General features: G+C 64.4%; 15 protein-coding genes. 4 read left to right on the top strand and 11 right to left on the bottom strand.

The window, feature by feature from the left end:
- Positions 1–80: 80 nt before the first annotated feature.
- The 3 genes from topA to AC1DJW_RS08940 form a co-directional block, all read right to left on the bottom strand.
- Positions 81–2,807 (bottom strand): type I DNA topoisomerase, encoded by a 2,727-nt coding sequence (gene topA / locus AC1DJW_RS08950; protein WP_284754080.1) that lies wholly within the window; start codon positions 2,805–2,807, stop codon positions 81–83.
- A 118-nt stretch (positions 2,808–2,925) separates the two neighbouring features.
- Positions 2,926–3,567, bottom strand: coding sequence for an ArsR/SmtB family transcription factor (locus AC1DJW_RS08945; protein ID WP_284754081.1), 642 nt, complete (start codon positions 3,565–3,567; stop codon positions 2,926–2,928).
- A gap of 36 nt (positions 3,568–3,603) precedes the next feature.
- Complete coding sequence (locus AC1DJW_RS08940; protein ID WP_476901173.1) at positions 3,604–5,277, bottom strand: DUF7059 domain-containing protein; 1,674 nt, start codon at positions 5,275–5,277, stop codon at positions 3,604–3,606.
- Between the two features lie 115 nt (positions 5,278–5,392).
- On the opposite strand from AC1DJW_RS08940, the gene AC1DJW_RS08935 reads away from it, so the two are divergent.
- The gene (locus AC1DJW_RS08935) at positions 5,393–5,830 is read left to right on the top strand and encodes a hypothetical protein (RefSeq protein WP_284754083.1); all 438 of its coding nucleotides are present in this window, start codon (positions 5,393–5,395) and stop codon (positions 5,828–5,830) included.
- Positions 5,831–5,873: 43 nt separating this feature from the next.
- Positions 5,874–6,407 (top strand): hypothetical protein, encoded by a 534-nt coding sequence (locus AC1DJW_RS08930; protein ID WP_284754084.1) that lies wholly within the window; start codon positions 5,874–5,876, stop codon positions 6,405–6,407.
- Positions 6,408–6,416: 9 nt separating this feature from the next.
- On the opposite strand, the gene trhO is transcribed toward AC1DJW_RS08930, so the two are convergent.
- Entirely contained in the window at positions 6,417–7,310 is an 894-nt protein-coding gene (gene trhO / locus AC1DJW_RS08925) for an oxygen-dependent tRNA uridine(34) hydroxylase TrhO (RefSeq protein WP_390277987.1), read from the bottom strand.
- Between the two features lie 125 nt (positions 7,311–7,435).
- Between trhO and AC1DJW_RS08920 the strand changes: the two genes are divergently transcribed.
- Positions 7,436–8,131 carry a GNAT family N-acetyltransferase gene (locus AC1DJW_RS08920; protein WP_284754086.1) on the top strand — a complete coding sequence of 232 codons (696 nt, stop codon included), beginning with the start codon at positions 7,436–7,438 and terminating at the stop codon, positions 8,129–8,131.
- Between the two features lie 144 nt (positions 8,132–8,275).
- Positions 8,276–10,600: a DEAD/DEAH box helicase gene (locus AC1DJW_RS08915; protein WP_476901197.1), complete on the top strand. Its 2,325-nt coding sequence runs from the start codon at positions 8,276–8,278 to the stop codon at positions 10,598–10,600.
- Between the two features lie 8 nt (positions 10,601–10,608).
- Here AC1DJW_RS08915 and AC1DJW_RS08910 read toward each other — a convergent pair whose 3' ends face one another.
- The 7 genes from AC1DJW_RS08910 to ssd form a co-directional block, all read right to left on the bottom strand.
- The gene (locus AC1DJW_RS08910; RefSeq protein WP_390277985.1) at positions 10,609–10,986 is read right to left on the bottom strand and encodes an Rv3654c family TadE-like protein; all 378 of its coding nucleotides are present in this window, start codon (positions 10,984–10,986) and stop codon (positions 10,609–10,611) included.
- Positions 10,983–11,588: a TadE family type IV pilus minor pilin gene (locus AC1DJW_RS08905; protein WP_390277983.1), complete on the bottom strand. Its 606-nt coding sequence runs from the start codon at positions 11,586–11,588 to the stop codon at positions 10,983–10,985. The genes AC1DJW_RS08910 and AC1DJW_RS08905 overlap by 4 nt, the downstream gene beginning before the upstream one ends.
- 38 nt (positions 11,589–11,626) lie before the next feature.
- On the bottom strand, positions 11,627–11,998 hold the full coding sequence (locus AC1DJW_RS08900; protein WP_476901172.1) for a DUF4244 domain-containing protein: 372 nt from the start codon (positions 11,996–11,998) through the stop codon (positions 11,627–11,629).
- 202 nt (positions 11,999–12,200) lie between these two features.
- The gene (locus tag AC1DJW_RS08895; protein WP_476901171.1) at positions 12,201–12,833 is read right to left on the bottom strand and encodes a type II secretion system F family protein; all 633 of its coding nucleotides are present in this window, start codon (positions 12,831–12,833) and stop codon (positions 12,201–12,203) included.
- Positions 12,833–13,498: a type II secretion system F family protein gene (locus AC1DJW_RS08890; RefSeq protein WP_476901170.1), complete on the bottom strand. Its 666-nt coding sequence runs from the start codon at positions 13,496–13,498 to the stop codon at positions 12,833–12,835. The genes AC1DJW_RS08895 and AC1DJW_RS08890 overlap by 1 nt, the downstream gene beginning before the upstream one ends.
- A 140-nt stretch (positions 13,499–13,638) precedes the next feature.
- On the bottom strand, positions 13,639–14,892 hold the full coding sequence (locus tag AC1DJW_RS08885; protein WP_476901169.1) for a TadA family conjugal transfer-associated ATPase: 1,254 nt from the start codon (positions 14,890–14,892) through the stop codon (positions 13,639–13,641).
- Positions 14,889–16,019, bottom strand: coding sequence for a septum site-determining protein Ssd (gene ssd, locus AC1DJW_RS08880; protein ID WP_459342148.1), 1,131 nt, complete (start codon positions 16,017–16,019; stop codon positions 14,889–14,891). The genes AC1DJW_RS08885 and ssd overlap by 4 nt, the downstream gene beginning before the upstream one ends.
- Between the last annotated feature and the right edge of the window lie 180 nt (positions 16,020–16,199).

The raw sequence follows: 16,199 nt of genomic DNA, 5'->3' as shown, positions 1-16,199 counted from the left end.
TATTCCCTGAGGACGCCCGAATTCCGGTGTCCTCAGGGAATATGCGTGTCCTTAGCGCTCTGGCGCATCCACGGCAACGGCTACTTCTTCGCCGCAGCCTTCTTCGCAGGCGCCTTGCGGGCCGTGGTGGTCCGCTTGACCGGGCCCTTGGCACGCTTCTCGGCAAGCAGCTCGATCGCCTGCTCCCGGGTCAGCTCCTCGAGGGACGTGGCACGCGGAACGGTGATGTTGGTGACGCCGTCGGTGATGTACGGGCCGAAGCGGCCTTCCTTCACCACGATGTTCTTCTCCGAGACCGGGTCCGGACCGAACTCGGCAAGAGGCGGCACGGCTGCACGGGCACCACGTTGCTTCGGCTGGGAGTAGATCTCGAGTGCCTGTTCCAGGGTGATGGTGAAGATCTCTTCTTCGGATCCGATGGACCGCGAGTCCGTGCCCTTCTTCAAGTAAGGCCCGAAGCGGCCGTTCTGCACGGTGATGGGGTTGCCTTCGGCGTCCGCGCCGAGCACTCGGGGCAGGCTCATGAGCTGCACGGCTTCGTCGAGGGTAATCGAGTCAACAGACATCGACTTGAACAGCGAGCCTGTGCGCGGCTTGGCCTTGACGGGCTTCTTCGGCGGCTTGGGTTTGCCGTTCTTGTAGTACTCCACCGGCTGGTTTGCCAGCTGCTCCTCCGTCATCTCCGGGATGACCTCGGTGACGTAGGCGCCGTAGCGGCCGTTCTTGGCAACCACGGTGTGCCCGGTGTGCGGGTCCGCGCCCAGGACACGTTCCTCGGGGGCAGCCGTTTCCATGAGCTCCACGGCCTTGGCCGCAGTGAGCTCGTCCGGAGCAAGGTCCTCGGGAACGTTGGCACGCGCCGACTCCACGACTTCGCCGGTCTTGGGGTCGACAGTGGGGATCGAGCTCTCCAGGTACGGGCCGAACTTGCCCACGCGCAACGTGATGCCCTCGGCGATCGGCACGGAGTTGATCTCGCGTGCATCGATTTCACCGAGGTTGTTGACGATGCTCAGCAGGCCGGGATCGGCGTCTTCGCCATAGTAGAAGTGCTTGAGCCAAGCGGCACCGACTGCCTGGCCGTTGGCGATCTTGTCCAGGTCGCCTTCCATGTCCGCCGTGAATTCGTAGTCCACGTAGTCGGTGAAGTGCTGCTCCAGCAAGCGGATCACGGAGAAGGCGATCCAGCTGGGAACCAGCGCAGACCCCTGCTTCCGGACGTAGCCGCGGTCCTGGATGGTGGAGATCGTCGACGCGTAGGTGGACGGGCGGCCAATGCCGCGCTTTTCCAGCTCCGCCGTCAGCGATGCTTCCGTGTACCGCGGCGGCGGCGAGGTCTCGTGGCCAACAGCAACGATTTCCGAAGCGGTGAGGGAATCGTCCTTGGCCACGTTGGGCAGGCGCCGGGCTTCGTCGGAGTCGTCGTCGCCGCGGCTCTCGTCCTTGCCTTCTTCGTAGGCTGCGAGGAAGCCCGGGAAGGTGATGACCGTGCCGGAGGCCGAGAATTCGGCGTCGCGCCCATCGCTAGCCACTGCGCCGAGGCGGATCGTGGCGGTGGAGCCCTTGGCGTCGCCCATCTGGGAGGCGATGGTGCGCTTCCAGATGAGTTCGTAGAGCCGGAAAGCGTCACCGGTCAGGTGGTTGGCCACTTGGGCCGGGGTTCGGAAGGAGTCACCCGCGGGGCGGATGGCTTCGTGGGCTTCCTGCGCGTTCGCAGCCTTGTTGGCGTAGACCCGGGGAGACTGCGGCACGTACTCGGGACCGTACAACTCGGCGGCCTGGCGGCGTGCCGCCGTGAGGGCTTCGTCGCTCAAGGCGGACGAGTCGGTACGCATATAAGTGATGTAGCCGTTTTCATACAGGCGCTGGGCGATCTGCATGGTGCTCTTGGAGGTGAAGCGCAGCTTGCGGCCGGCCTCCTGCTGAAGGGTCGACGTCGTGAACGGCGCCGCGGGACGGCGCGTGTACGGCTTGGTGTCGACGGAGCGGACGCGGAAGTCCGCGTTCTCCAGCCCGGCGGCCAACGACGTCGCGAGTTCCTCGTTGAGGTGAACCGCATTTGCGGAGGTGAGGACGCCGTCGTCGTTGAAGTCACGGCCGCTGGCTACCTTCGCGCCGTCGACCGCAGCGAGCTTCGCTTTGAAAGTCGCGGAGCCGGTACCGAACTGGCCAGTCAGGTCCCAGTACGAGGCAGACTTGAACGCCATGCGTTCGCGTTCGCGGTCAACCACCATGCGGGTCACGACCGACTGCACACGGCCGGCGGACAGGCCGCGGGCAACCTTGCGCCACAGCACCGGGGAGATTTCGTAACCGTATAGCCGGTCCAGGATGCGGCGCGTTTCCTGGGCGTCCACGAGGGCGCTGTCAACGTCGCGCAGGTTGTCCATGGCCCGGTGGATGGCTTCCTTGGTGATTTCACCAAAGGTCATGCGGTAGACGGGAACCTTGGGTTTCAGGACCTCCAGGAGGTGCCACGCGATGGCCTCGCCCTCGCGGTCCCCATCGGTTGCGAGGTAAAGCGCGTCAGCGTCTTTCAGCTGGGCCTTGAGTTCGGCAACCTTTTTCTTCTTGTCCGGAGACACCACGTAATACGGCTTGAAGTCGTTCTCGATGTCGACGGCGAACTTGCCAACCGAGGTCTTCTTCAGTTCTGCAGGGAGGTCCGACGGCTGCGGGAGGTCGCGGATGTGGCCGATCGAGGCCTCGACAATGAAGCCCTCGCCCAGGTACTTGGCGATGGTCTTGCTCTTGGCCGGAGACTCCACGATCACGAGTTTCTTGCCGGTTTTTGCCTTGCTGGGCACGGTTCTCCTACAGAAAAATGAATTGCTTGGGCTCGTGCCCATATTGGCCTAGTTCACCATATTTTGCAGAATCGTGCGTTTCCATGTGCACAAGTGCTGTGGAGGAACGGTGTCTGGGTTAGCTTGAAGCCGGCGTCCGGTCGTCCGGAATCATCGACCACATCGTAGCGATTCGCACCGCTCCTTCGGGAATCCGCGTGGGATCCTCAAGTTCATATGACCTGATGAGGTCCTGGAATTTGGCCTTGAGATCCGTCCGCTGATCCGGAGTCAAGTACAGCAGATCGCTGGACAACACCATGGCGGCTGCCTCGTTCGCGGCCTCGCCCCGCTGGCGCCGCTCACCACGGGCCCGGGTGAAGGCAGTCGCCCGACGCCGGAAAGCGTCCAGTTCGAGTTCGACGACGGCGATCTCCGGGCTCGGAGCGTTGCCGCCGGATTTGATGGTGAAGTCCGAGCCCGCGGCCTTCCAACGGCGTTCGCGTGCATCGCCCTCGTTGTCCGCGGCAGTCACAATCCCCCACTTCTGGAGGGCCCGCAGGTGGTAGCTCATGGCGCTCGGCGTGAGCCCGGTCTGTGCGGCGAGCTCGGTAGCCGTACGGCTCAGCTGCGTGGAATACAGTTCCGAGATGACCTCAAGCCGGGCGGCATGCGCAAGCGCACGGATCGCTTTGGGGTCGGTGATCTCCACCGTCTTCTCGGGCCGTTTCCGGCGCTTCGGGGATGCCAGCCCGGTGGATACCCCATTGTCTTCATTCACCGGAACAGTTTATCCGCCGGTGAAGCCGCAATTGTCCTATGCCGCGGGAAGCAAGAAGCCATCGCGGACCAGGTTCCCCACATCGGAGAGCAACCCGGTGCGGAAATCGTCGTCGTCGAAGTCGTCCCCTCCACCCAGCAAGGCGGCCAAGGCGCCGATCAGCTGGCGGACGGACAGCTCGCCGTCACATGCCGACACGAAGCCGGCCAGCTCGGTGCTCAACAGGTTCGTCCGGCGCAGTCCCGCGCCCTGGCGCAGCAAGATGACACCGGGGTGCTCCGCGCCGGGCCGCTGGTGGCGTTCCTCGGTCACGTCCTCGGCCACCACCAGGTGGGCCTCGGAGAGCTCGTGGGCATCGAGCCAGTCGGCGCGTTCGACAGCCGCGGCAAGGTGCGGGCCTATCGGTTGCTCGATGGGGTACGTGATCTCTTCGAATCGGGTGGGCGCTGCTCCTGAACGCGGGTCCTCGGGGCGCCGCAGCCAGATCATACCGAAGCCGATCGCCTCCACGTTGCGGGACGCGAAATCCTCCAGGTAGGCGGCGTAGGCATCGCGGTAGAGCTTACGGTCGCGGCCCTCGGAGGCATCCTGCAGCCAAGTCTCGGCGTACAGCTCGGGGCTGACCTGTTCCCGCTGGATGAACCAAGCTTCCGTGCCGGACCCAGCCAGCCAGGACGCCGGCCGTTCGCTCCATCCGCTGCCCGCAGGGATCTCCCAGTTGCCGAGCATCTGCGCCGTGCCGCCGGGCGCGAGAACGTCGGGCAGCGTGCGGACGAGGTTGGCGACGATGTCGTCGCCGGGCAGGCCGCCGTCGCGGTAGGTGAACTGATCCGAAGAATGCTCGCCGGCACTTCGCGGGGTAATGACGAAAGGCGGATTGGACACCACTAGATCGAAAGTCTCGCCTGCGACGGGTTCCAGGAGCGAGCCCAGCCGCAAGCTCACCCTGGACTCGAGATCGGCCGGGTCAAGGTGGAGGGCCTCGGCATTGAGCATCAAGTTGAAACGGGTGAACGCGAGTGCCCGTTCGGAGATGTCGGTGGCCGTGACGTGCTCGCTGTGGTGCAGAAGGTGGAAGGTCTGGATTCCACAGCCCGTCCCGAGGTCCAGTGCCCGTTTCGAGTGCCGCCGGATGGTGGTCTGGACAAGCGTCGTGGAGGCCTGCCCGATGCCCAGCACATGGTCATGCCGGAGCACGCCAGGCTGCTGGTGGGCAGCGAGATCGCTGGAAACCCACAGTTCGGCGCCGCCGCTCCCGCTGTTGTCTGCTCCGGAGTCGCATTCCCAGCCGTACGGCCGCAAATCCACCTTCGCGGCGACAGCACCGCCGTCGTTCTTCTCCACCAGGCCAAGCTCCATTAGGCCCGCGGTGCGGATGCGCGGCAGGGCGGCGTCGACGTCGCCTTCGGTTTGCGGGACCGCGAGAAGCCACAAGCGCACGACGACGGCGAGCGCGGCTTTCGCGCGGTCCGTCGCCGGGTCTCCGGCTGAGTCAGCCGGTTCGGTGACGATGAGCGCAGGGATGAGCTGATCCCGGGCGAGGGCCGAGTGGGCGGACTCTCCAAGAAGTCCTGCCACTCCGTCCACGGTGTAGCCAACGTTTCGCAGGTCGTCGGCGAGCGCTGTGAGCAGCCCGGGAAGGTCGCTGCGGGGAGCGTCGAGGGTGGTGGGGGCGGTCCCAAAGACGGCGGATGTTGCGGGATCAGTCACTGTGCAATTCTATTGGGGCTGGCGGCTGGCCTTCTGCGCGGCGTCTGCGTCGGCCTCTGCGTCGGCGTCGGCCTCTGCGTCGGAGGGGAGGCGTTCGAGCAGGTAGCGTTGAATCATGGCATTTCACCCCTCTACTTGGCGTCGCGCTGCACTTCTGGTCATCGGCGCAGGCACCCTGGCCGTGACGGCCTGCTCCTCCGGGGGATCTGTCTCCAACGCCGACATCCCCGCGTGGAAGGCGACAACCATGCCCTCGGCGGCGGGGGTGGTCGTGGAAGACTCCGGGAAAATCCCGAACCGAGACCCCCTGGTCAAGAGCTTCGCGAACGTCGCTGCGGGAAGCTACACCTTGACCGTGGCCTGCGACGGCGGCGGCAAGGCATTCTTCGACGTTTCCTCGGCCGGTACTCAGATCACCGAGGCCGGGGCGGCGTGCAATGGCAGCCGCGAAACGTCCCGCATCAAAATTCCCTCGACGGGTCCACTGAGCATCAGCGCAAGCAGCGTGGATGCGCCCGTGATCTACGCGTACCAACTGGTGCCGGCCTCGTAACTGCCGCCTCGTTCCCGGTTCAAGCCGGGCGTAGAGTCGGATTATGGGGTGGGCACGCGCCCTGAAAGTACCGACGACGACCGCGATTCCCGCCGTCGTGCTTTGCAGTGTGCTCGCGTGCGGCACGATGTCGTCGTGCGAATACACCTACGAGGACGGCCGTGCGGCGGCGAGCAGTCCGCCGTCGGCGGTCATCACGGATCCGGTGCTTACCCGCGACCCGGCCCTGGGACAGACCGTCACGGGCGATGCGATGAAGGCTTGGGCGCAGGACGTGCTTCCGGACGTGAACGGATTGTCCTTCTACAGCAGCTTCGGCCTGTTGTCCGCCGGAGAATCCCGCGACGAAGAAACGACCCAGCTTCCCGGGGGTACGTATGCGGTGACGCTTGCGTGCCGCGGTGCCCGCAGCGCCGAATTCACTGTGCGAAACGGGAGCGAAGTGCTCATCGAGGTGATGGTGCGTTGCGGCACCACACGGGTCAAGGTCCTGCAGCTGGAGACGGATGCCGTCCTGGGCATCACGATCACCGCCAATGCGCCGGCGAACTTCGCGTACCGGGTGAGCCGGATCTGATGACCGGAGCTAGGCTGCGCAGCCTTCCGGGCAACGCAGCGTTTCCGGGCTCGAGGCACATTCGGCGCAATACAGCGTTAGGTTGCGGCAGCTCAGATTGGAGCAATTTTCAAACTTGTTGGTGGGCGCCTGGCAGCGGACGCATTCGCCAATGGTCTTGGCGTCCTCACTGAATTCCATGTGCATCCGCTTGTCGAAAACGTACAAGGAGCCTTCCCACAGACCCTGGTCCTTGTAGGTTTCGCCGTAGCGGACAATCCCGCCGTCGAGTTGGTAAACCTCCTTGAAACCGCGGTTCACCATGAGGCTGGAAAGGACTTCGCACCGGATTCCTCCTGTGCAGTACGTGACTACAGGCTGGTCCTTGAGGTCGTCGTATTTTCCCGAGTCGAGTTCCTTGATGAAGTCGTGGGTAGTGGCGACGTCGGGAACGATCGCGTCCTTGAACTTGCCGATCTGGGCTTCGAACGCGTTGCGTCCGTCGAAAAACTTCACATCCTGCCCGGCCGCCTTCTTTTCCTCCAGGAGTGCGTGGAGCTCTTCAGGCTGAAGGTGGGTGCCGCCGCCGACGACGCCGTTCTCATCCACCTTCAATTCGCCGGGGGCACCGAAGGACACGATCTCATCGCGAACCTTGACGCTGAGCCTCGGAAAGTCGTCGGCTCCGCCTTCGGACCATTTGAAGTCGATATCGTGGAAGCCCTTGTATTCCTTGGTGGTCTTCACGTACTGCTTGACGTTGTTCAGTTCCCCACCAACTGTGGCGTTGATGCCGTCCTGCGAAATAAGGATGCGCCCGGTCAGGCCGAGCTTCTCGCACAGGGCGCGCTGCCAGAGCCGAACGGCGTCCGGGTCTGCGATCGGAGTAAAGCCATAGAAGAGCACAATTCTGTTTAAAGCCACGTATTTAAGGGTACTTGGTGGCCCCAAACCCATGTGTCGGGCTGCCGTCCGGCCTCCCTAAGTGTTAATGGAGCTGTTACTGACGGCCCCTGTTGATTCCCAGACCGCTGGCATAGTCTCTCTACATGAGTCACGACGCCTTGGTTGAAGACATCGCTGAGCTGCTCGAAGTCTGGGTGGCTGGCTGGTCTGGGTCCCGGAGCTACGAAACGCGCAAAGAAGGCCGGTTCCCGGCAGCCCTGCGTGCGGACAAAACCGGCGACTGGGAATACTTCGCGCACGACCCATCGGACGCTGAGTTCGCCGAGCTGGCCGCCAAGACAGCCCAGGCGGACACTCGTATCTTGACGATCCTCACGAACGACGTCGGACGCTACACCCAATTGGCTCGCGAGAACGGATTGAACGTCACTTCGGATTCCCAGACCATGATGATCGTGGACATGGGGACGCAGGATGCCGAAGATCCGTGGCTCTCGGATGACGACCTCAAGCTCGCGACTTCCGAAAGCAAGGGCGTCCACTACGCGGTGGTCCATGCCGGCGAAAAGGTGGCAGCCAGCGGTCAGGTATTCGTGGTCAGGCAGACAGCGGTGTTCGACAAGATTGTCACCGAACCCAACTACCAGCGCCGGGGACTGGGCAGTTTCATCATGAAAGCCCTCGCCGCGCAGGCATTTCAACACGATGTTGACAGTGGCCTCCTCCTGGCCTCCTTGGACGGACAGCATCTCTATTCGCACCTTGGCTGGAAGCATGTGTGCCAGGTACTCATGATGTCCACCAAGTCGGTCGACGAGACTGACCTTTCTGTGGCGTAGCCGACCTTTGGCGTGGCCGGCTTTCTGCGCCGGAAGCCGCCCGCAGCGGATCCGCGGCCAGCCCGACAACCGGTCTGCGGCGGCGCCGACGACAGCCGGTTTCCGGTGCGATGACAGAATGTTCACGTGAACGCAACTGAATCGATGATCTCCCTTCTGGGCACGAGCCCGGACCCGGAGCAGTTGCGACATGTCCGCACTATTCCGGCGCGGGAGGCTGTCCATGAGGCATGGCCGGGCTGGGCCCATCCCGATGTGGTTGCCGCATACGGATCCTTGGGCATCCACGAACCGTACCGGCACCAGATCGAAGCAGCCGAGCTCGCCCATTCGGGCCAAAACGTCGTCATTGCCACGGGGACCGCCTCCGGCAAGTCGCTTGCCTATCAGCTGCCTGCCCTCGACGCGATCCACCGTTCCGAGTTGCGTGTGCTGTCCGAGCCGGGCAAGATCCACGACGACGGTGCTGTCACCCTGTACCTCTCCCCCACCAAAGCGCTTGCAGCCGACCAGTTGGCAGCGATCCGCGCGCTCAAGCTCCCTACGGTCCGGGCGGAAACGTACGACGGCGATACCGAGCAGTCCCAGCGCCGCTGGATCCGCGATCATGCCAATTTCATCCTCGCCAACCCGGACATGCTGCACTTCGGGATCCTGCCCAACCACACGTGGTGGGCCCGTTTCTTCCGTAGGTTGCGGTACGTCATCGTGGACGAGGCCCACAGCTACCGGGGAGTGTTCGGGTCGCACGTCGCCAACCTCATGCGGAGGCTCCGGCGAATCTGTGCCTACTACGGTGCCGGCACCTCCTTTCCTGAGCCGGTGTTCATTGCGGCGTCGGCGACGGCCTCGGACCCCGGCACGTCCTTTGCCCGGCTCATCGGCACTCCCGTCCGCGAAGTTTCCGAGGACTGTTCTCCGCATGGCTCCACCACGGTGGCATTTTGGGAACCAGCCCTGACCGAGCTGAAGGGCGAAAACGGGGCAAAATCCCGGAGGACCGCCGTCGCCGAGACCGCGGACTTGCTGGCCAATCTGGTGTCCTCCCGTGTGCGGACCATCGCCTTCATCAAATCCAGGCGCGGCGCAGAAACAATTTCGTCTATCACCAAGCGCCTCCTCGATGAGGTGGACCCTAGCCTGCCCCAGCGGGTTGCCGCGTACCGCTCCGGGTATCTCCCCGAAGAGAGACGGGCCTTGGAAAAGGCTTTGCGTTCGGGCGAGCTGCTTGGAGTCTCCAGCACGTCCGCATTGGAATTGGGCATCGACATTTCCGGGCTTGACGCGGTTCTGGTGGCCGGCTGGCCAGGGACGAGGGCGTCCCTGTTCCAACAGATCGGACGGGCAGGGCGCGCGGGCCAAAACGCCATTGCCGCATTCGTGGCCAGCGACGACCCCTTGGACACGTACCTGGTCAACCATCCGGAGGCGATCTTTGATGTGTCAGTCGAGGCCACCGTGTTCGATCCCGGAAACCCCTACGTGCTCGGCCCCCATCTGTGCGCGGCCGCGGCCGAGCTCCCGATCGGTGTGGCCGAACTTGACCTGTTCGGGCCAACGTCCGAATCCCTGCTGAATCAGCTGGTGGAACAGGGGTACCTGAGGAAACGGCCTGCGGGCTGGTTCTGGACCCATCCCGAGAGCGCCGCTGCCATGGTGAACCTCCGCGCGGATGGCGGCGGCCCCGTGAGCATCGTGGACTCCGAGACCGGCTCCCTCTTGGGCACCATGGACTCGCCACAGACGCACTACCAGGCGCATACGGGTGCAATCTATGTCCACCAAGGCGACAGCTACCTGGTCGAGGAGCTGAACGAAGAGGACCATTGCGTGGTGGTTCGTCGAACCAACCCGGACTACTACACGACTGCACGTGACGTGACGCAGATCGAGGTCCTGCAGACTCTCCGCAGCGTGGAATGGGGGGATGTCGCGGTCCACTTCGGCGAAGTGAAGGTAACAACGCAGGTGGTTTCCTTCCAACGTAAGGCATTGATTTCCAATGAGGTTTTGGGGGAAGAACCGCTGGAACTCGGAGCCAGGGATCTCTTCACCAAGGCGGTATGGTTTGTGGTTCACAACCGTTCACTGACTGGCGCGGGCCTTGTCGAGGCCCAGTTCCCTGGTGCGCTTCACGCCGCGGAACACGCCGCCATCGGACTTCTCCCGCTGGTCGCTTCAAGTGACCGTTGGGATATCGGTGGAGTCTCAACAGCGCTCCACGCCGACACCGGAGTTCCCACGATCTTTGTTTACGACGGCCATCCAGGCGGCGCCGGATTTGCCGAGCGTGGCTTCGAGAAAGCCAAAGTGTGGTTGACCGCCACAAGGGACGCCATCGAAGCATGCGAGTGTGACACCGGCTGCCCTTCCTGTGTCCAATCCCCCAAATGTGGCAACAAGAACAACCCGCTGGACAAGGACGCCGCGGTCACGCTGATCAACGTGCTCCTGCGTGACGCGACCTAGGTACACGTCTAGGGCGGCGGCCCGGCCCGGGAGCGGCCGGTCGCGGTCCCGAAGACTGCGCCGCGGTCCAGCTCAGTGCGGATCTCCACGATCCCGTCTCCGCCCACTGTGCACGCCGACAGCGAAGCTCCGTGCCGTGCCGCAGTTTCGCTGGCGACCACGCAAGGGTCTCCCGCTGTCAGGCCACGGGCCGCGTCGGCTCCTGCGAGCGCAGCGAGATCGGCGGCAGACGCTGCGCGGTGGGCCATCGCCATGGCCTGGGAAAGGGTCAACGCCGCCGCTAAGCAGATCATGACGACAAGGCCCAGGGCAACAGCCAGGACGGTTCCCGAGCCGTGTTCAAGAACGCGACCGCAATCGCCGGCGCGGGCGCTACCAGCCCTCACGCCGCGACCTCTTCCACAGAAGCGTGGAGCCCCGTCACCGGCACAGCGCCCTTGAAGTCAACAACGCCGTCTCGGTCCGCAAGCAGTGGCACTGTGGCCGATGACGACTGCGGAGCCTCTCCCCTTGCTGATGCCGTCGCCGAAAGCCTCCACGGGATGAGGGAACCCAACGGACCGACGACCCTGTCGGAGACCGTGACGTTGATCCATTCGCCGTCTTCCGCAACGACAGTCGAGGCGGCATCGCCTGCCAGCATCCGAACGATTCCGTTCACGGTTGCGTGGCTATCTCCGCGGGCTAAGGCCCTGGCTCCCGCTCTAGCCGCTTCTTCCAAGCGCAACTGCGTAAGTCCCGCGGCCGATCCTGCCAAGAGCAAGGCCAAAAGAAGCAGAACAGTGGGTAGTGCCACGGCGAATTCCGCAGTGACGGCACCGTATTCGCTCTCAGGAAAGACCCCTCGCCGGCGGTCCCTCCGCGGACCGTGAAGCTTCTCCGCAGGAGGAGGCCGTCTGATCGAAGGAGGCCACTGCCGCGCAGTTCTGAAGGGCCCGGCGAGTCTGGGGCGCCTGGCGAGCCCCGATGCCGATGCCCGCGGCCGCATCGAACTCCCGGCGCAATGCTTTGAAACCCGCAGCGGTGTCATGGCAGGGAGAGCGCGCTGCGAATGAGGTTGAGGAGGAAGCCCCGTACTTCCTCGCTGCGAAGGATGACCACCAAGAGTCCCGCGAAGCCCACTGCGGCAAGCGTGGCGATGGCATACTCTGCCGTTGCCATACCGAGCTCGGACCCCATGAGCCGCATCTTCGACCGTCTCGGAGCGGCCGAATCGACGCTGGGCCGCGCGCGGCCTGTCTCGGCGTGGGAATGCAAGTGGGTTGGTAGCCGAACGGGCCTGATTCCCTGCGAGCCCGGGAACAGTTCGAGGACTTCGGCCTCGGGCCGAGGAGGGGCAGCGAGGGCCAGGGCCAGGGCGGTCCGGGGGGCCTGTGCGGTATCGACGGTTGCGTTCATTTCGGTTCCTTTCTGCGGGGCCGGCTTGGCTGCCGGCTGTACCTAGACTCTTCCGTTGGCATTTGGGCTTCGAAAGGCCCCAAGTCTCCTAAGTGGAAAACTCCCTTCCGAACGTTCCTGTGGAGGGAAACTGTCTTGTGTGGAGGCAAACTCAAGCGCCGACCCGGGCGGGGATCACAACTATCCACGGCGGGGCTCCCGGCTATCCCCCGGACGGAAGCATTGCCAACAGCACCGGGACCACGCCAAGACAGATGAAGGCAGGCAATGAACACAGACCCAGCGGAATCACGAGTTTCACTCCGAGCGCGGCAGCGCGCTTTTCCGCCATCCTGAACTGTTCACGCCGCAGCCGTGCTGCCTGGGCATAAAGGATTGCCGATGATGGCGCGCCGGTCAGGGCAGCGAAGGCGAGCGCGTCCTTGAGCCTGCGCGCTTCAGCGCACTGTTGGCCCGAACTCCGCCACGCCGTCTCCCAGTCCGTTCCGATGTCGAGGGCTGCAACCACCGTCCTCAGGGGGCGGCTGAGCTGCGGGGAAGCGCATCCGGCGATTAACTCAAGGGAGCGTCCGAGTCCCGCGCCCGAGTCGAGCGTGGCCGCCACCAACTCAAGGATCATGGGCACATTTCGCAGACCTTCCGGCCGCTCGGGATTCCGGGGAGCGCCCACGGCCTCGCCCCTGCGAGCGTTCTCCAGCGGGCCCTTGTTCCCGCGTGAGCCTCGAAGCATGCGCAAGGCTGTCCGCCGCCGGGTTCCTCCCTGATGCGCGAGCCCGAGAATTGCCGCAAAGACCAATACCAGGGACACTGCAATGGCAGGGAATGCCGAGCCCATCAGTCAACGCCCACCGCGGCGTGCACCAACCGAGATGACCAGATTCTGCCGGTGACGGTCAGGACACCCCCAGCCGCGAGCGCCGCCAATCCGACCCCGTTGGCCAACAGGACCCCCACCGGATCCACCCCAAGCATCATGCCCAGCCCCAACCCGAACACCGGCAGCCACGTTAGAAGGCGCACAGTGGCTTTCGGCCCGGCCAAGGCAGTCTGCCGGGCATCACCGGCGTCGTCCTCAGCCTCAAGCTGGGCGGCGAACCGCGTCAACACGTCGGCCAGCGGACAACCACTCGCCTCCGCAACGTCCAAGCAGGCGGCAAGTTCTCCCCAGATTCGGTATTCAAAGAGATTCCCGCCCTTAAGATTCTTCCCTGACGACGTTCTGATGGCTTCGGCTACCGACGTCCCGATCATCGAGGCCGCCCGCGCTGCCGCGAGAACCTGGAGAGACCCAGACGACAGCTTCGGTAATCCCGGGGCCTTCGCTCGCGCCTTGCGGACATCGGAGTCGCTCGAAGCAATGCGGTGCTCCGAGTCCCCATGTACGATCCAGAGTTCCTCCCAGAGCCTCGACGTCGAACGGCCGCCCCGGAGCAGAGCGGCCAACTGCTGTACGAGTACCGTGAGCGGCAATGCATCCGGGCGGGAGCGCCTCCGCGGCATGCGCACCCCAGCGGCGGCCCCATCGCCAGCCCCAGCCGGGGCAGCACGAGGCAGAGCGCGCGCTACCCGTTTGCCAAGTCGTCGGGATGGCTGCAAGACCACCCACGCACCGGCCGCCAGGACCAGAATGAGTAATCCGCTCACGCGACCGCTCCGAGGTGATCTGCGCGGGAGATCGGCCCGAGCGGACCAGGCAAAAGCCCAGGGTCCAGCTCAAGTCGAGCTGCAAGGTCCCTCCACGCGGGGCCGGCAACGGCGACACCGGCCCGCAGATCAACGGCGGGGACGATCGATTGGGCGGACTCGTCCTCCGCCAACAATCCAATGCAGGAAACTCTTCTGCCGGCAGGCGTCCGCTCGACGTGGACCACTGCGTCCAATGCTGTTGAAAGCTGCAGCTGAACAGCTTCCCGGCTCAAGCCTGCGAGCGCGCCCAAGGCCACGAGCCTGGCCGGGACGGCGGAGGCAGTGTTTGCGTGGATAGTGCCTCCGCCACCCGTATGGCCGGTATTGAGCGCCGTCAACAGCTCACGGACTTCCGCACCCCGGCACTCGCCCACAATCAACCGATCCGGCCGCATCCGCAGCGCCTGCCGAACGAGTTCGCCAAGGTCGAGTGCACCCCCTCCTTCAAGGTTTCCGTGCCTGGACTCAAGGGAGACCACGTGAGGGTGCACCGGGTTCAACTCCGAAGCGTCTTCAATCAGGACAAGCCGATCATGGGGGCTACTCAATGCGAGCATCGTGGACAGCAATGTGGTCTTCCCGGAACCGGTGGCACCACTGATCAGGAAACTCAACCTGCGGTCAACCATGGCCTGCAGCACCTGTTGGACGGGCGCCCCGAACATGGCTCCGGCACGCAGCTCGTCCATGGAGAAAACCTCCTCGCGCCGAATCCGAACGGACAACAAAGTTCCGGCGGCGGAAATCGGAGGCAGCACCGCGTGCACCCGGTATCCGCCGTCGAGACGGACATCGACGCACGGCGAACCGTCGTCCAAACGACGCCCACCGGCCGCCACAAGCCGGGAGGCCAAGGCCCGGATCTGAGGTTCGCCGTCGAATCGCACCTGGGCCCGTTCCAGTCCCTTGCCGCGGTCGAACCACACGGAGTCCGGGCCATTCACGAAGATGTCCGTCACCGAGGCATCGTGTGCAAGCTGTTGGAGGGGTCCAAGTCCGCTCAATTCGGCGCTGATCGATTCGACGGCGGCAAGCGCCCCTGCGGTCCCGAGCAGCCTGCCCGTGGCATGGACGGCCGCTGCCACGCGTGACGGAGTGACCGGTCCGGCGTCGGCCATGACGGTTTCCCGGACGGTTTCAAGGAGCGCGGCGTCCAAGAGCCGGGTCTTGCGTCGACGCTCGCCGCCCGGGAATGCGGAGGCACTCATACTGCTCCGTCGTCGAGTAGTTGAAGGACGGATTCCGCAAAGCGACGCACGGCCTTGCGCTTACCGAATTCCAGAAGGCGTCCGAGCTCAGCCGCCGCGGCAGTACCGCGGAGTTCGGGGAGAACGCCGTGAAGGGGCAGGCCAAGCGATTCGGCTATGAGGGGTCCGTCAAGGACCGTACCCGCATTTCCGCGGATTACCAGGGCTGTGTCAACGGGCGGCAGCTCCTGGAGAAGCCTGGCCGCAGCTACTGCTGCGCGGAGTTGGGCCGGTACCACAAGGAGGATCCTGTCGCAGTCCCAGGCAAAGCTGCCAAGCGATTCCGTTCCGCGGCCGATATCGACAATGATTAGTTCAAATCCCCGTCTCGCCGCGTCAAGGACAGCCGCGACGGCCCCAGGCTCCGCGCTCAGGGGACGGTCGCGACTACCCGGCCAGGACAGGAAGGAGAATCCTCCGGCTTGGGGCAGTGAATCGCTTAGCTGCCCGGTGCCGATGCTCCCGCTGGCACCCGCGAGATCGGGCCAGCGCAGCCCTGGCGCATCTTCGGCGGCCAGGCAAAGCTCGAGGCCCCCTCCGCGGGGATCGCCATCAACCAGGAGCGTCCGTATGCCGTGGACGGCCGCTTCGTTAGCCAACCAGACGGCAGCCGTGGACGCGCCCGCTCCGCCGCATCCTCCTGTCACCCCGAGCACCATTCCTCCGGGGTCCGGATCTTGGGACCTACCGAGGTGCTCCGCCAGCCAGGCTGCAGCTTCCGGCAACACAGCCACGCGTTCGGCCCCCAGCGCCGCTCCCAATTCCCACAAAGCGTCCCCTTCACTGTTGAGGCCCAGCAAGACTGAAGGCGCACGACGACGGGGCGGAAGTTCGCGGACATCGCTGCCAAGAAGCACCATCCCCACGGTGTCCCACAGGGGCAAGGCACCGGATGAATCGACGACTGTCCGGAGACTGGCACCGACAGCGGCTGCGATCCTTTCTGTTTCGGCTTGTAACCTGACATTCGCCGTCACCAGAAGAACCTCCCCGGAACCGGCAGGAAGCCACGGGTCCCCGGACACCGGGCCTGGCTCCGCCCCGCTTCCACGGCTGTTGTGGTTCCGTTCGAGATGTTGCCCGCTCATGAAGCCACTATCTCCGTTTCGCCACGAGCATTGGAGGCCTGTATCGGCGTATGTGGATAAGCAACCACAACAACCCCTGTGGAGGACCAGTCCGCGTGCCGACGGAAGCAGCCCCGGACAAAAGCTTGCGGACGGCAATTGTCCGCAAAGTGCAAAGTTCCACGGAATCACAGGGCAGAA

The sequence above is a fragment of the Arthrobacter sp. 05L417 genome, from assembly GCF_056397865.1.
The sequence above is the reverse complement of the archived record's forward strand: the minus strand, read 5'-3'. Positions and strand labels throughout refer to the sequence as shown.

Coding starts and splice junctions, on each gene's coding strand:
- ssd (WP_459342148.1), bottom strand. CDS start 16,019: ATGAGCGGGCAACATCTCGAACGGAACCACAACAGCCGTGGAAGCGGG.
- AC1DJW_RS08905 (WP_390277983.1), bottom strand. CDS start 11,588: ATGCGGCCGCGGGCATCGGCATCGGGGCTCGCCAGGCGCCCCAGACTC.
- AC1DJW_RS08895 (WP_476901171.1), bottom strand. CDS start 12,833: ATGGGCTCGGCATTCCCTGCCATTGCAGTGTCCCTGGTATTGGTCTTT.
- AC1DJW_RS08915 (WP_476901197.1), top strand. CDS start 8,276: ATGATCTCCCTTCTGGGCACGAGCCCGGACCCGGAGCAGTTGCGACAT.
- AC1DJW_RS08890 (WP_476901170.1), bottom strand. CDS start 13,498: ATGCCGCGGAGGCGCTCCCGCCCGGATGCATTGCCGCTCACGGTACTC.
- AC1DJW_RS08885 (WP_476901169.1), bottom strand. CDS start 14,892: ATGAGTGCCTCCGCATTCCCGGGCGGCGAGCGTCGACGCAAGACCCGG.
- AC1DJW_RS08900 (WP_476901172.1), bottom strand. CDS start 11,998: ATGAACGCAACCGTCGATACCGCACAGGCCCCCCGGACCGCCCTGGCC.
- AC1DJW_RS08930 (WP_284754084.1), top strand. CDS start 5,874: ATGGGGTGGGCACGCGCCCTGAAAGTACCGACGACGACCGCGATTCCC.
- AC1DJW_RS08935 (WP_284754083.1), top strand. CDS start 5,393: ATGGCATTTCACCCCTCTACTTGGCGTCGCGCTGCACTTCTGGTCATC.
- AC1DJW_RS08920 (WP_284754086.1), top strand. CDS start 7,436: ATGAGTCACGACGCCTTGGTTGAAGACATCGCTGAGCTGCTCGAAGTC.